We start from the raw sequence: 15,290 nt of genomic DNA, 5'->3' as shown, positions 1-15,290 counted from the left end.
TCCGGTCAGTTCTCGGTGACCGTGATGGCGCCGCACGGACACAGGTCCGCGCACAGCCGCGCTCCTTCGTGGAGCGCGGGCGGCGGGGTGGGGTCGAGCAGCACCACGGTGCCGGTGTCGGGGTCCTGGTCGAAGATATCGGGCTCCGTCGCCGCGCACCGGCCCATGGCGCAGCAGGCGGTCACGTCGACGCTGACGGTCAGCCGGCCGGGATCGCTCACCAGGTCACCGGCAGGCTGCCGAGACCGTAACTCGACACCTCGTGGCGGAATTCGAGCTTCTCGAAGGGCACGGCGAGCCGCACGCCGGGCATCCAGCGCAGTACGGCGGCGAGCATCTCCTCGATCTCGGCCTTGGCGAGCCACTGCCCGAGGCACTGGTGGATGCCGTGGCCGAACGCCAGGTGCCGGCGGGCGTCGCGGTGCGGGTCCAGGGTGTCGGGGGACGGGAAGAGCTGCTCGTCGCGGTTGCCCGCGGACAGCGACAGCACGACGCCCTCGCCCGCCTTGATGACCACATCGCCGAGCTGTACGTCCTCGGTGGCCGCGCGGGCCAGTCCGTTCTGCACGATGGAGTGGAAGCGCAGGAGTTCCTCGACGGCCGCCGGCAGCAGCTCCGGGTCCTCGCGCAGCGATGCGGCGAGTCCTTCGTCGGTGACCAGGCTCAGCAGGCTCAGACCTGCCTGGCTCGTGGTCGTGCCGTGCCCGGCGACCAGCAGCAGCCGGCACATCGGGACCATCTCGTCGATGTCCAGCTTGCCCTGGCGCACCTGGTCGACGACGAGCCGGCTGATCAGGTCGTCGCCGGGTTCGCGGATGCGTGACTCGACGAGCCCGCGCAGGAAGGCGTCCAGCTCGTCACGGGCCGCGGCCACCTCCTGGGGGGTGTAGCCGCGGTCGATCAGGATGGCGCTGCGGTCCTCCATCAGTCCACGCTCACCGGCGGGGATGCCGAACATCGCGGCGATGACGCGGGACGGCACGGGGATCGTCAGTTTCGCCACGAGATCGACCGGGCGTTCACCCGCGACCAGTTCCGAAAGAATTTCGTCCAGCATTTCCCGGAGCATCGGGCGCATTTCATCGGCGCGACGCTGAAGGAATTCGCGGGTCAGCATCGAACGCAGCCGCGAGTGCTCCGGATCGTCCGCACGGATGAACGAGGCGGATTTCGGCTGCGCCCGTACCAGCTGCGATGTGGGCGTCATCATGGGAAATCCGGGGGCGCTGGTCACCGCGGTGAATCTGCGGTCGCCGAGCACGGCGCGCACATGGGCGTGCGCGGTCACCAGCCACACCTCGCTGCCGTCCCACAGCGTCACCCGGCTCGCCGCCGGTCCCGCCCTCAACTCCGCGAGCTGCGGCGGCGGATCGACCGGGCAGCCCCGGAGCATCGGGTAGGACGGTGCCGCCTTCCCGTCCTGGACCGCTACATCGTCTCGCATCATTTCCGCCCATCAGTACACAAAGGTCATGCCGACGTGGGATCGCTGTCACAATCTGCCCGATATGGCGGACGCACGTCTGCTGCTCCGGCCCACTGTGCATAACAGGCGCGGAGTGCACATAACCCGTGGTGACAATGGGTATTCACGCGCGGTGAACGGGCTGATAACGTCACCGATTCCGCGCCCATGCGCATAAGTAATTCAAGGGAACGCACCGGCTCGTACACTGGGAGTTACACATGTCCGGAATTCTGCAGGGAAAGGTCGCGCTCGTCACCGGCGCAAGCTCCGGCATCGGTGAGGCCACGGCACGCGCCCTGGCCGCCGACGGCGCGAAGGTCGCCATCGCGGCCCGCCGTACGGACCGGCTCCAGGCGCTGCGCGCGGAGCTGGAGGCCGGTGGCGCGACCGTGCTCGTGCTGCCGCTCGACGTCGCCGACGAGCAGGCGGTGCACGCGGCGGTCGCGACGACCGTGGAGACGCTCGGTTCCCTCGACATCGTCGTGAACAGCGCCGGTCTGATGCTGCTGGGCCCCGTCGAGGGCGCCGACACCACGGACTGGACCCGCATGATGGATGTCAACGTCCTCGGCCTGATGTACATGACGCACGCGGCGCTGCCGCACCTGCTCCGCAGCCGTGGCACGGTCGTGCAGATCTCCTCGGTCGCCGCGCGTGTGGTGGGCCGGGGCAGCGCCGCGTACAACGCCAGCAAGTTCGCGGTGAACGGCTTCAGCGAGGGCCTGCGGCAGGAGGTCACCGAGCGCGGGGTCCGTGTCGTGGTCATCGAGCCCGGGACCGTCGAGACCGAGCTGCGCGACCACATCACGCACGCGCCGTCGAAGGCCGCGATCCAGGAACGGGTGACGAAGATCCGGCAGTTGCAGAGCGCGGACATCGCCGAGGCGGTCCGGTACGCGGTGACGGCGCCGGAGCACGCGACCGTCAACGAGATCTTCATCCGCCCGACCGACCAGGCCTGATCCGGCCACCCCGCCGGCGCTATGCCGACCCGCCGCCCGCTATGCGCGGGCCCGGCGGCCGCGCCGCTCCACGAGTACCCCCGCACAGGATGTGTGCGGAAGAGCAACGCGAGGAAGGGTTACGGGAAATGACGACCAGTAAGCCGACGGAGACCGGCAGCGGCTTCGATGCCGGCGTGCACGGTGTGGTCCGGCCGACCACCGCGACAGGGGGCACGCTCCGACTGGTACGCACCGACGACTTCGACTCACTGGACCCGGGGAACACCTACTACGCGTACACCTGGAACTTTCTGCGGCTCATCGGCCGGACCCTGGTCACGTTCGACACCGCGCCGGGCAAGGCGGGACAGCGGCTCGTGCCCGACCTCGCCGAGAGCCTGGGCGAGTCGTCCGACGGCGGGCGCACCTGGACGTACCGGCTGCGCGAAGGACTGAAGTACGAGGACGGCTCCCCCGTCACGTCCGGCGACGTCAAGTACGCGATCGCCAGGAGCAATTACGGCACCGACGTGCTGGGTGTCGGGCCGACGTACTTCCGGCAGCTGCTGGGCACCGAGTACGGCGGCCCCTGGCGGGAGCCCGACGCCGACGGTCCGGTGACGCTGGAGACCCCGGACGACCGCACCCTGATCTTCCGGCTGCGGGAGCCGTTCGCGGGCATGGACCTGCTGGCGACCATGCCCAGCACCACGCCGGTCCCCCGCCGCCTGGACACGGGTGCGGCATACGCGGTGCGCCCGGTCGCGACCGGTCCCTACCGGGTCGCCTCCTACACCCGCGGCAAGCTGGCCGTGCTGGAGCCCAACCCGCACTGGGACCCGGACACCGACCCGGTCCGTATGCAGCGCGCCCAACGGATCGAGGTGCTGCTCGGAGTGGAGCCGCACGAGGTCGACCGGATGCTCATCTCCGGCGAGGCCCACATCGACCTGGCCGGCTTCGGCGTCCAGCCGCTGGCCCAGGAACGCATCCTGGCCGACCCCGAGCTGCGGGCCAACGCCGACAACCCGCTGACCGGGTTCACCTGGATCTACTGCCTGTCGAGCAACATCGCCCCCTTCGACAACGTGCACTGCCGCCGCGCCGTCCAGTTCGCCACGGACAAGGCGGCCATGCAGGAGGCGTACGGCGGCAAGGTCGGCGGCGACATCGCGACGACGATCCTGCCGCCCACCATCGACGGGTACGAGCCCTTCGACCGCTACCCGGTCGGGGACGACGGAACCGGCGATCTGGAGGCCGCGCGGGCCGAACTCGCCCTGGCCGGCATGCCCAACGGCTTCAAGACGAAGATCGCCGCCCGCAAGGACCGGCTGAAGGAGTACCGGGCCGCCGAGGCGCTCGCCGCAGGGCTGGCGCGCGTCGGCATCGAGGCCGAGGTGCTGGACTTCCCGTCGGGCGACTACTTCGAGGTCTACGGCGGCTCGCCGTCCTATCTGGCGGAGCACGGCATCGGGATCATCATGTTCGGCTGGGGCGCCGACTTCCCCGACGGCTACGGATTCCTCCAGCAGATCGTCGACGGCCGGGCCATCAAGGAGCGCGGCAACCAGAACATGGGTGAGCTCGACGACCCGGAGATCAACGAGCTGCTGGACCGGGGCGCGACGTGCGCCGATCCGGTCGAGCGCGCGGAGATCTGGCAGCGCATCGACCGGCTGACGATGGAGCACGCGGTGATCGTGCCCTATCTCTATCCGCGCTCGCTGCTCTACCGGCACCCGGACGCCAAGAACGTCTTCGTCACGGGGTCGTTCGGCATGTACGACTACGCGGCGCTCGGAGCCATCGGGGCCGAGGACTGACCCGGTCCACCGGGCTGTGACGGCCGGCCGCGGCAGGGGGAAGCTCCGCCGCGGCCGGCCGGCCCGTATCCCCCCAGGACGTCCGGCCCGCCGCCCAGCCCACGCGGGTGCCCGCCGTCCAGCCCCCTCAGCCCGCCCGGGTGTCCGCCGTCCAGCCCGCCCGGGCGCCCGCCCGCTAGCCCGCCTTCGTCCACCGGCGGTGCGGCACCGGCCGGTCCGTGCTTCGCCGGGCCGCGACGTCGGCCCCGTGGAACTCTGTCTCGAACGCGTCCAGTTGGCGCAGGAACTGCCGGGTGGAGCTCGTCAGCGAGGTCCCCCGGGAGCTGCGCAGCAGCAGTCTGGCGCCCAGCCGGAACTCCAGCCGGTGGATCCGCCGGGTCAGGGCGGACTGGCTGATGGAGAGCACCGCCGCGGCCCGGTTGATGCTGCCGTGCTGGGCGACCGCGCGCAGCAGATGCAGATCCTCGACATCGAGCTGCCCGGATTCCGGCGGCGACGGCGGCTCCGGTGACGTATGCGCGGGCCGGGCGCCGTCCGCGTCCTGCCGGTCCAGCTGCGCCCCGTACCACTGCGCCCACCAGGGGTCGCGCAGCATGTCCTGGTGGTGCTCGGCGAACCGCCCCAGATACCGGGCCGTGAGCAGGGTGGCCAGCTGCTCGGCCAGCGCCCCCGGCACCACGGCCGGGTCGACGACGAGCGCGCAGGTGCGCCTGGGGCGCTCGACGACCGACCGGTGGACCAGGTTCGGGGTGTGCATCGCCGGACCCGTGGGCGATCCGAGGCCGACGACGTCCCCCCGGTGCAGCATGCCCCGCACGACCGAAGCCCCGGCCACCTGGAGCCGTGCCGGCTTGGGCAGACCCGCGGCGTGGAAGACCCGCTCGACCAGCGCCTCCGAGCCGGGCCCTGCCTCGCTCACCCAGTTCTCGTCCAGCAGATCGGCCAGCGCGAGCGAGTCCCGGTCGGCCAGCCGGTGACCGGACGGCAGGGTGACCCACAGGGCGTCGTCGAGCACGTCGTACACCCGTACCGCCCGGTCGACCGAGGCGTGCGGGGTGTCGAAACCCCAGGTGTGCACGGCGTCCACGGAGAAGTCGGCCAGCTGCCGCAACGCCCCGTGCGGGGTGTCGTGGCTGATGGACAGCAGCACACCCAGCGTGGCCGACGCGTCCTCGACCACATCCTCCAGAAGCGGTTCGGCGGAGGCGATCGACAACACGTCGGGGGCGTCCAGAGCCTCCGGCCCGCTGCCGAATATCTCCGTACGGGCGGCCAGATCGACCTGCCGGTAGAAGCGGCGTCCGGCCACGAGCAGTCGGGAACCGGCCGATGTCAGCTGGGCCGAATGACAGCCGCGCCGGGTCAGCGCCAGGTCCACGTCCTTGTCCAGCCGGTCCAGCCGGCGCTCGACCGACCCCTGTCGCAGACCGAGCCTCCGGGCCACCTCGGCGAGGTCTCCGCAGCCCGCCACCGTGTCCAGAAGCCGCAGGTCCGCACGGGAAAAGGGAAACTGCGCCGGCGAAATGGGAACGGACGACAAAACTCGCTCAAAAGGCACCGCGGACATCCTTTTTGATTGAGGGGCAGGCTTCCGCATCAGAGTTCGGGGCGCGTCACTCCCGCCCGTCTCCGCCCTCTCTCCGTCCCCTCCTCGGATATCTGGAAGAGAGCGGGCGAAGAGCGGCGACCGTCACGGTTCACAGGTCTTGCCCATCGCTGAACGACCAGGAGTGCCATGTCCCGCGTATCGACCGGCCCCAAGAACGAACCGACGGCTGCCCACGCACTGCTGACCCGGCTGCACGAGCACGGTGTGGACAAGGTCTTCGGTGTCGTCGGCCGCGAGGCCGCCTCGATCCTCTTCGACGAGGTCGAGGGGATCGAGTTCGTGCTCACCCGGCACGAGTTCACCGCCGGTGTCGCCGCCGATGTGCTCGCCCGTATCAGCGGCCGCCCCCAGGCGTGCTGGGCCACGCTCGGCCCCGGAATGACGAACCTCTCCACCGGTATCGCCACGTCGGTCCTGGACCGCTCGCCGGTCATCGCTCTGGCCGCCCAGTCCGAGTCCCACGACATCTTCCCCAACGACACCCACCAGTGCCTCGACCTGGTCGCCATCGCGAAGCCGATGACGAAGTACGCGGTGGAGCTGGAGCGCCCCGCCGAGATCACCGACCTGGTGGACTCCGCGGTGTCGGCGGCCATGACCGAGCCGGTCGGCCCGTCCTTCATCTCGCTCCCGGTCGACCTGCTGGGCTCCAGCGAGGGCATCACCCTCGGGGACAACCCGCCCGCCCGCACCCCGGCCAAGCCCACCGGCACGGTCGACGCCGACTGGAAGACCGCCGCCGACGAGGCCGTCGAGCTGCTGCGCGGTGCCGAGCACCCGGTCCTGGTCGTCGGTGCCGCGGCCATCCGCTCCGGTGCGGTCGACGCCATCCGGGCCCTGGCCGAGCGGCTGAACATCCCGGTCATCACGACGTACATCGCCAAGGGCGTGCTGCCCCACGAGCACGAGCTCAACTACGGCGCCGTCACCGGCTACATGGACGGCATCCTCGGCTTCCCGGCCCTGGAGACGCTGTTCGCCCCGGTCGATGTCGTCCTCACCGTCGGCTACGACTACGCCGAGGACCTGCGGCCCTCGATGTGGGCCCGCGGCCAGGAGAAGAAGACCGTACGCATCTCCCCGACCCCGAACCCGATCCCGCGGGTCTACCGCCCGACCATCGACGTCGTCACCGACGTGCTGGCCTTCGTCGAGCACGTCGACGCGGCCACCGCCGACCTCGCGGCGAAGGACCGGCACGACATCGCCCCGCTGCGCGCGCGGATCGCGGAGTTCCTCGCCGACCCGACCGAGTACGAGGACGGCATGCGCGTCCACCAGGTCATGGACTCCATGAACGAGGTCATGGCCGAGACGGCGGGTGCCGGCCGCGGCACGATCGTCTCCGACATCGGCTTCTTCCGTCACTACGGAGTGCTGTTCGCCCGCGCCGACCAGCCCTTCGGCTTCCTCACCTCGGCCGGCTGCTCCAGCTTCGGCTACGGCATCCCGGCGGCCATCGGCGCCCAGATGGCGCGTCCCGGCGAGCCCACCTTCCTCATCGCGGGCGACGGCGGTTTCCACTCCAACAGCGCCGACCTGGAGACCATCGCCCGCCTCAACCTGCCGATCGTCACCGTCGTCGTGAACAACGACACCAACGGTCTCATCGAGCTCTACCAGAACCTCGGCCACCGTCGCAGCCACGACCCGGCGGTCAAGTTCGGCAGCGTCGACTTCGTCGCCCTCGCGGAGGCGAACGGCGTCGAAGCGGCCCGCGCGACCTCGCGCGAGGAACTGCTCGCCGCGCTGCGCAAGGGAGCCGAGCTGGGCCGCCCGTTCCTCATCGAAGTACCGGTCAACTATGACTTCACGACCGGTGGCTTCGGGGCACTGAGCATCTGATCATGTCAGCGCAGGAGTCTCCTGCCGCCTACGGATTCCTGGTCTCCGCCCATCTGGACGGAGACCGGGTCCTCGGTGCGGCCCACGCCACCCAGGGCACCTGCACCGGCGTCCGGGAAAGTCTGCAGACGCAGACCGTCACCGCGTCGCTGGTCCATGCCCCCGCCATCTCCCCCGAGCCCGCGCTCGCCCGTGACACGGACATCGCCGTGCTGGCCGTCGGTGAGATCTACAACGGGGACGACCTCCGGTCCGTACTCCCCTCCGCGGACGCCGACACCGGCGACGCGCAGCTGCTGCTCCAACTGTTCCACCGGTACGGAATCCACGCGTTCCGCCTCGTCAACGGGCGGTTCGCGGCAGTCGTCGCCACCGGACAGAGCGTCTACCTGGCGACCGACCACGCCGGTTCCGTCCCGCTGTACATCCGGCCCGGCCGCGGCGAGGTCTTCGCCTCGACCGAGGCCAAGACGCTGGCCAGACACGGCGGACCGATGGGCCTGCCGGTCCCGGCCGCCCGTCGGGTGCGGCGGCTGCCCGGCGTCTACCAGGTGCCGGCCGGCACGGTGCTGGCCATCGACCTCAAGACCGGCACCACCGACGCCCACCGCACGTGGGCACCGGCGCTGTCCCGCCGCATCGTCGAGGAGGACGAGGCGGTCCAGTCGCTGCGCGAGGTCCTGGACACCGCCGTCCGCTCCCGGCTGGGTCCGGACGGGCCCCCGCTCGTGGTCCTCTCCGGCGGCATCGACTCCTCCGGAGTGGCGGCGCTCGCTCACCGGGCCGCCGGCGCCCTGGACACGGTGTCGATGGGGACCGAGACCTCGGACGAGTTCCCGCAGGCACGGGTCGTGGCGAACCACCTCGGCTCGCAGCACCGCGAGATCACGCTCCAGACCTCGGACCTGCTCGCCCGCCTGCCGCACACCATCTGGTCCGCGGAGTCGCTCGACCCGGACATCATCGAGTACCTGCTGCCCCTGAACTCCCTCTACGGGACGCTCAAGGGACCGCAGCGCCGCATCCTCACCGGGTACGGGGCCGACATCCCGCTCGCCGGAATGCACCGCGAGGACCGGCTGCCGGACCTGGACTCGGCGGTGGCGTACGACATGGCCACCTTCGACGGTCTCAACGAGATGTCACCGGTGCTGTCGACGATGTACGGGCACTGGACCACGCACCCCTACTGGGACCGCGAGGTGCTCGACCACCTGGTCTCCCTGGAGGCCGGACTCAAGCGCCGGTACGGACGGGACAAGTGGGTGCTGCGGGCCGCGATGGCCGAGCTGCTGCCGCACGAGACCGTCACCCGGCCCAAGCTCGGTGTGCACGAGGGTTCCGGCACCACTTCCGCCTTCAGCCTGATCCTCACGGAGCACGGCGTACCGGAGGAGTCCATACCCAGCGCCAAGCGGCAGGTCGTGCAGGAACTGTTCGACCGCACCGTCGTCAACGGCGAGCACCCGGACCACGTCTCCACCTGGGACGTGGTCGGTGAGGTGGCGGACCAGCTCAAGGAGCGCCGCTCCGTGCCGTCCTCGCGACGGCCGGCGGGCTCACCGCAACTGCACGCCGCGCCCGTCCCCGGTCACCGGCCGGCTCCGGAAGGGGAGTGAACAGTGCAGCGCATCGATTCGCACGTCTCACCCCGTTACGCACAGATCCCCACGTTCATGCGGCTCCCGCACGACAGGGAACCGAGCGGTTACGACGTGGTGGTCATCGGCGCCCCCTACGACGGCGGCACCAGCTACCGTCCGGGCGCCCGCTTCGGCCCGCGCGCCATCCGTGCCGAGTCGGGGCTCATCCACGGCGTCGGCATCGACCGGGGCCCGGGGACCTTCGATCTCATCAGGTGCGCGGACGCCGGTGACATCGACCTGACGCCGTTCAACATGCACATCGCCATGGAGACGGCCGAACAGCACCTCAAGGCGGTGCTGGCGGACAACGCGGCGTTCCTGATGCTCGGCGGCGACCACTCGCTGACCCTGGCGGCACTGCGGGCGGTCGCGGACCAGCACGGTCCGGTGGCCGTGGTGCACCTGGACGCGCACTCCGACACCAATCCGGCGTTCTACGGCGGCGAGTTCCACCACGGGACGCCGTTCCGCCACGCCATCGACGAGAAGATCGTCGACCCGTCGGCGATGGTCCAGATCGGCATCCGCGGCCACAACCCGAAGCCGGACTCGCTCGACTACGCCCGCGGGCACGGCGTCCGGATCGTCACCGCCGACGAGTTCGCCGACAACCCCGTGGCCCGGACGGCCGACCTCGTCCGCGAGCGGGTCGGCAAGCGTCCTGTGTACGTCTCGGTGGACATCGACGTACTGGACCCCGCGTTCGCCCCCGGCACCGGCACCCCGGCCCCGGGGGGACTGACCTCCCGCGAAGTCCTCGCGCTGCTGCGCTGCATCGGGGACCTCAAACCGGTCGGCTTCGACGTCATGGAGGTCTCCCCGCTCTACGACCACGCGGGGATCACCTCCGTCCTGGCCACCGAGATCGGCGCGGAGCTGCTCTACCAGTACGCCCGCGCCCATCGCCCCAGAAGCGAAGGAGACAACGCACCATGACCGATCCGATCATCGACTGCACACGGGACGGCGAACAGCTCCGCTCGCTCGCCGCGCGCCTGCCGAAGGTCCCGCGCGCCGACCTGTACGAGTTCCTGGACACCGCGAAGAAGCACTCGGTGGAGCTGCCCGAGCACCTGGGCGCCGCGCTCGACGAGTTCAACGCCCACGGCAACCACGACGGCTACCTGCTGCTGCGCGGACTGCCGGTGGACCAGGGCGACGCGCTGCCCGCCACCCCGACCAGCACCCCGGCCCCGGTGGACCGCGGGCTGCTGACCATGGAGGCGATGCTCGCGCTCGTCGGGCGCAGGCTCGGACTCCACACGGGCTACCAGGAGCTCCGCTCGGGCACCGTCTACCACGACGTGTACCCGTCGCCGGGCGCCCATCACCTGTCCTCGGAGACCTCCGAGACGCTGCTGGAGTTCCACACGGAGATGGCGTACCACGTCCTCCAGCCCAACTACGTGATGCTCGCCTGCTCCCGTGCCGACCACGAGCGCAAGGCCAAGACCCTCGTCGGTTCGGTCCGCAAGGCGCTGCCGCTGCTCTCGGACGAGGTGCGCGCGCACCTCTTCGAGCGCAAGATGCCGTGCTGCGTGGACGTGGCCTTCCGCGGTGGAGTGGAGGACCCGGGAGCGATCGCCCAGGTCAAGCCGCTGTACGGCGACGAGAAGGACCCGCTGCTGGGGTACGACCGTGAGCTCCTCGCCCCCGAGGACCCCGCGGACAAGGAAGCCGTGGCGGCGCTGTCCGCGGCTCTCGACGAGGTGACCGAGGAAGTCAGCCTGATCCCGGGTGACGTACTCATCATCGACAACTTCCGTACGACACACGCCCGTACGCCGTTCTCGCCGCGGTGGGACGGCAAGGACCGGTGGCTGCACCGTGTCTACATCCGCACCGACCGCAACGGCCAGCTCTCCGGCGGCGAGCGGGCCGGCGACGTGATCTCGTTCAGCCCTCGCCGCTGACCCATACCCCCACGGGACGGGCCGGCCCCTTTACCGGGGCCGGCCTTTGCCGCTTCCTGATCATCCCTATCTGACAAGGACCTTGCCATGTCGAGCACTTCGCGCCCGCGCCTCTCGATGCGCCTGGCGGCCACCGTCGGGGCGGGCCTGCTGATCGCCCTGGGCGCCGCGCCCGTCCACGCGACGGCCGATACAGCCACCCCGGCGGCCACGGGCACCGTGCTCGCGTTCGGCGGGGAGAACAACTGGGGGGAGGCCTCCGTCCCCGCCGAGGCACTCTCGGGGGTGACAGCCATCGACGGCGGCGAAGAACACAGCCTCGCCGTCAAGAACGGCAAGGTCCTCATGTGGGGCACCTGGAGCTGCTGGCAAGTCCCCGACTGCACCACCAACAGCATCTATGTGCCCGCCGAGGCCCAGTCCGGCGTGACCGCGGTCGCCGGTGGAAAGGCCCACAGCCTCGCGCTCAAGGACGGCAAGGTGATCGCCTGGGGCAGCAACGCCCGAGGCCAGCTGAACGTCCCGGCCGAGGCGTTGTCCGGCGTGAGCGCCATAGCCGCCGGCCGTGACCGCAGTCTGGCGATCAAGAACGGCAAAGTCATCGCCTGGGGCGGCTCGAACCTCTACGGCGAGCTCGACGTGCCGGCCGACGCCCAGTCGGGCGTGACAGGCATATCCGTCGGGGAGTTCCAGAACCTGGCGGTCACGAACGGCCGAGCCATCGCCTGGGGCGGTGAAAACCACTGGGGGATCAATGACGTCCCCGCCGAGGCCACCAGCGGCGTGAGCGCCGTCGGGGCCGGGCTGTACCACAGCGTGGCGCTCAAGGACGGCAAGGTCATCGCCTGGGGTGACTCCCGGTACAACCGCATCAACGTGCCGACCGAGGCCCAGTCGGGGGTGAGCGCCATCGGCGTCGGCGGGGGCCACACGCTCGCGCTGAAGAACGGCAAGGTCCTCGCCTGGGGCGGCGGCTCCTACCCCGGCGCCACCCATGTCCCGGCCGCCGCCACCTCGGGAGTGACCGCGATCTCCTCCGGGTCGGGTCACGCCTTGGTCCTCAAGTAGAGGACGTGCTCGGTCCCGGGTCGGCGGGCCCGGCCTCCGGACCGGCCGGCCCGCGCGGGCCCTCCCACTCACCGCATCTCTTCGAACTCCAAGGAACTGTCATGCCGAGCACCTCGCAGACCCGTACCCGCTCTCCGCTGCGCCTGGCGGCAGCTGTCGGGGCGGGCCTGCTGATCACCCTGGGCGCCGCGCCCGTCCACGCGACGGCCGGTAACGCCGCCGCGACCGGCACCGTCCTGGCCTGGGCCGTCGGCGAGAACAACTGGGGCGAGGCCACCGTCCCCACCGAGGCGCAGTCGGGGGTCTCCGCCATCGACGGCGGCGACTACCACAGCCTGGCGGTCAAGAACGGCAAGGTCCTCATGTGGGGCACCTGGATCTGCTGGCAGGTCACCGACTGCACCACCAACAAGATCTACGTCCCCACCGAGGCCCAGTCCGGGGTCACCTCCGTCGCGGGCGGATACGACCACAGCCTCGCGCTCAAGGCCGGCAAGGTCATCGCCTGGGGCAGCAACGCCCGCGGCCAGCTGAACGTCCCGGTCGAGGCCCAGTCCGGCGTGACGGCCATCGCCGCCGACGGCGACGTCAGCCTGGCCCTGAAGAACGGCAAGGTCATCGCCTGGGGCGGCTCCAACCTGGGCGGCCAGCTCAACGTGCCGGTGGAGGCCCAGTCCGGCGTGACCGCCATCTCCGCGGGACACTCGCACAATCTGGCGGTCAAGGACGGCAAGGTCATCGCGTGGGGCGGTGACAACTACTTCGGTCAGAACAACGTGCCCACGGCGGCCACCACCGGAGTGACCGCCGTCGCGGCCGGGTTCGGGCAGAGCGTGGCCCTCAAGAACGGTCAGGTCATCGCCTGGGGCGACAACCGGAACGGCCGTTCCACCGTGCCGACCGAAGCCCAGTCGGGCGTGACCGCCATCGCGGCCTCCTCGTTCCACAGCCTCGCGCTCAAGAACGGCAAGGTCATCGCGTGGGGCGGCAACGGCCTTCCCGGCAGCCCCTCCGTGCCGTCCGCCGCCACATCGGGCGTCACCGCCATCGCCGCCGGCTCCGACCACAGTCTGGCCCTCAAGTAGAGGACGTACTCCGTCCCGGGTCGCCGGACCCACTCACCACATCTCTTCCTCACCACATCTCTTCGAACTCCAAGGAACTGTCATGCCGAGCACCTCGCAGACCCGTACCCGCTCTCCGCTGCGCCTGGCGGCAGCTGTCGGGGCGGGCCTGCTGATCACCCTGGGCGCCGCGCCCGTCCACGCGACAGCGGGTAACGCCGCCGCGACCGGCACCGTCCTGGCCTGGGCCGCGGGCGAGAACAACTGGGGCGAGGCCACCGTCCCCACCGAGGCGCAGTCGGGGGTCTCCGCCATCGACGGCGGCGACTACCACAGCCTCGCGGTCAAGAACGGCAAGGTCCTCATGTGGGGCACCTGGATCTGCTGGCAGGTCACCGACTGCACCACCAACAAGATCTACGTCCCCACCGAGGCCCAGTCCGGGGTCACCTCCGTCGCGGGCGGATACGACCACAGCCTCGCGCTCAAGGCCGGCAAGGTCATCGCCTGGGGCAGCAACGCCCGCGGCCAGCTGAACGTCCCGGTCGAGGCCCAGTCCGGCGTGACGGCCATCGCCGCCGACGGCGACGTCAGCCTCGCTCTGAAGAACGGCAAGGTCATCGCCTGGGGCGGCTCCAACCTGGGCGGCCAGCTCAACGTGCCGGTGGAGGCCCAGTCCGGCGTGACCGCCATCTCCGCCGGGCACTCCCACATCCTGGCCCTCAAGAACGGCAAGGTCATCGCCTGGGGCGGTGACAACTACTTCGGCCAGAACACCGTGCCTACGGCGGCCACCACCGGAGTGACCGCCATCGCGGCCGGGTTCGGGCAGAGCCTGGCCCTCAAGAGCGGCAAGGTCATCGCCTGGGGCGACAGCGACCACGTCGCCGTGCCGACCGACGCCCAGTCGGGCGTGACCGCCATCGCCGCCGCCGACTCCCACAGCCTCGCGCTGAAGAACGGCAAGGTCATCGCGTGGGGCGGCACCGCTCCCGGCAGCAACTCCGTGCCGTCCGCCGCGACATCGGGTGTGACCGCGATCTCCGCCGGGTCGAACCACAGCCTCGCCCTCAAGTAACGGACGTCCCACCCCGAGCCCAGGACGGCGGACCGGCCACGAAGCCGCTCCGCCGTCCTGCCATGTTCCGTCCTGCCAAGTTCCGGCCTGTCATGTTCCGGCCCTGTAGGAGACTCGTTCCATGACTTCACGCTTACGCCGACGGTCCGGCCAGGCCGCGTCCCTGCTCTTCGTCTTCCTGCTGGCCGGGGTCGGCGCCTGCTCCGGAGGCCCGAGTCAGAGCAAGCTCAAGGGGATCGCCACCTCGGAGGAGGTCCGGCAGAAGCGGGAGCGCGCCGAGCGCGAACTGCGGGCCCGTGCCGAGGAGATCGGCACGGCGTCCCCTTGGGGCCCTGCCCTGCGTACCACCGTGGTGGACACGTGTGTACGGGGCGGCGGCAAGGACCACCTCGACCCGAATCCCCAGAAGCAGCCCGCCATGAGCTGCCGGATGCGGCTGCATCTGTACTTCGTCGTGGACCGCCCGGTCCAGGAGGTGCTGCGGGAGCTGCGGACGATGAAGACCCCCACCGTCTGGAACGAGGAGTCGGTCCGGGGGGCTCTGCGCTACTACGACGAGAAGACCTACGAGAGCCCGCACGCCTACCGGCCGTCGCTCGCGAGCCGTACGGGAGGGGAGCAGCTCTCCTGGGACGTGACCGGCGACAACGAGAAGCTGAAACACCCGGAACCATGTGCGACGGGCCGGACGATCTACAGCCGCTGCGTCTCGGAGCCCTCCGACGTCACCCTGGACGCCCTCCGGAAGCGCGGGGGCACGCTGTTCGAGTGGACGCTGAACGCGGGCTACCACGCCGTCCCCGGCACGTAGGCATACGAAAGCCGGCCG

12 protein-coding genes and 1 pseudogene are annotated in these 15,290 nt (G+C 70.5%); 10 read left to right on the top strand and 3 right to left on the bottom strand.

All coding sequences use genetic code 11. The features are described from left to right. Window positions 1–5: 5 nt before the first annotated feature. Both AC07FA_RS25480 and AC07FA_RS25475 read right to left on the bottom strand, forming a co-directional pair. The gene (locus AC07FA_RS25480; RefSeq protein ID WP_479078500.1) at window positions 6–221 is read right to left on the bottom strand and encodes a ferredoxin; all 216 of its coding nucleotides are present in this window, start codon (window positions 219–221) and stop codon (window positions 6–8) included. Then, on the bottom strand, window positions 218–1,447 hold the full coding sequence (locus AC07FA_RS25475; RefSeq protein WP_479078498.1) for a cytochrome P450: 1,230 nt from the start codon (window positions 1,445–1,447) through the stop codon (window positions 218–220). Before AC07FA_RS25475 ends, AC07FA_RS25480 begins: the two co-directional genes overlap by 4 nt. Before the next feature lie 239 nt (window positions 1,448–1,686). On the opposite strand from AC07FA_RS25475, the gene AC07FA_RS25470 reads away from it, so the two are divergent. Both AC07FA_RS25470 and AC07FA_RS25465 read left to right on the top strand, forming a co-directional pair. Further along, a complete protein-coding gene (locus AC07FA_RS25470; protein WP_479078496.1) occupies window positions 1,687–2,430 on the top strand; it encodes an SDR family oxidoreductase in 744 nt (247 codons plus the stop codon). 128 nt (window positions 2,431–2,558) lie between these two features. After that, window positions 2,559–4,238: an ABC transporter substrate-binding protein gene (locus tag AC07FA_RS25465; protein ID WP_479078494.1), complete on the top strand. Its 1,680-nt coding sequence runs from the start codon at window positions 2,559–2,561 to the stop codon at window positions 4,236–4,238. Window positions 4,239–4,413: 175 nt separating this feature from the next. Here AC07FA_RS25465 and AC07FA_RS25460 read toward each other — a convergent pair whose 3' ends face one another. Next, on the bottom strand, window positions 4,414–5,709 hold the full coding sequence (locus AC07FA_RS25460; RefSeq protein WP_479078492.1) for a LysR family transcriptional regulator: 1,296 nt from the start codon (window positions 5,707–5,709) through the stop codon (window positions 4,414–4,416). A gap of 264 nt (window positions 5,710–5,973) precedes the next feature. Here AC07FA_RS25460 and AC07FA_RS25455 point away from each other — a divergent pair, with 264 nt between their 5' ends. The 8 genes and pseudogenes from AC07FA_RS25455 (at window position 5,974) to AC07FA_RS25420 (ending at window position 15,272) form a co-directional block, all read left to right on the top strand. Then, complete coding sequence (locus tag AC07FA_RS25455; RefSeq protein WP_479078491.1) at window positions 5,974–7,692, top strand: thiamine pyrophosphate-binding protein; 1,719 nt, start codon at window positions 5,974–5,976, stop codon at window positions 7,690–7,692. Window positions 7,693–7,694: 2 nt separating this feature from the next. After that, window positions 7,695–9,206: pseudogene (locus AC07FA_RS25450) on the top strand (asparagine synthase-related protein); the annotation flags it as partial. A gap of 108 nt (window positions 9,207–9,314) precedes the next feature. Next, window positions 9,315–10,274 carry an agmatinase gene (gene speB, locus AC07FA_RS25445; RefSeq protein WP_479078489.1) on the top strand — a complete coding sequence of 320 codons (960 nt, stop codon included), beginning with the start codon at window positions 9,315–9,317 and terminating at the stop codon, window positions 10,272–10,274. Further along, entirely contained in the window at window positions 10,271–11,251 is a 981-nt protein-coding gene (cs1, locus tag AC07FA_RS25440; protein ID WP_479078487.1) for a clavaminate synthase Cs1, read from the top strand. The genes speB and cs1 overlap by 4 nt, the downstream gene beginning before the upstream one ends. Window positions 11,252–11,338: 87 nt before the next feature. Further along, a complete protein-coding gene (locus AC07FA_RS25435) occupies window positions 11,339–12,319 on the top strand; it encodes an RCC1 domain-containing protein (RefSeq protein ID WP_479078485.1) in 981 nt (326 codons plus the stop codon). 101 nt (window positions 12,320–12,420) lie between these two features. Then, window positions 12,421–13,404 (top strand): RCC1 domain-containing protein, encoded by a 984-nt coding sequence (locus AC07FA_RS25430; protein ID WP_479078483.1) that lies wholly within the window; start codon window positions 12,421–12,423, stop codon window positions 13,402–13,404. A gap of 82 nt (window positions 13,405–13,486) precedes the next feature. Continuing rightward, on the top strand, window positions 13,487–14,461 hold the full coding sequence (locus tag AC07FA_RS25425; RefSeq protein ID WP_479078481.1) for an RCC1 domain-containing protein: 975 nt from the start codon (window positions 13,487–13,489) through the stop codon (window positions 14,459–14,461). 121 nt (window positions 14,462–14,582) lie between these two features. Beyond that, window positions 14,583–15,272 (top strand): hypothetical protein, encoded by a 690-nt coding sequence (locus tag AC07FA_RS25420; protein ID WP_479078480.1) that lies wholly within the window; start codon window positions 14,583–14,585, stop codon window positions 15,270–15,272. The last annotated feature ends 18 nt before the right edge of the window (window positions 15,273–15,290 follow it).

The organism is Streptomyces sp. NPDC045968 (assembly GCF_056430475.1).
The sequence above is the reverse complement of the archived record's forward strand: the minus strand, read 5'-3'. Positions and strand labels throughout refer to the sequence as shown.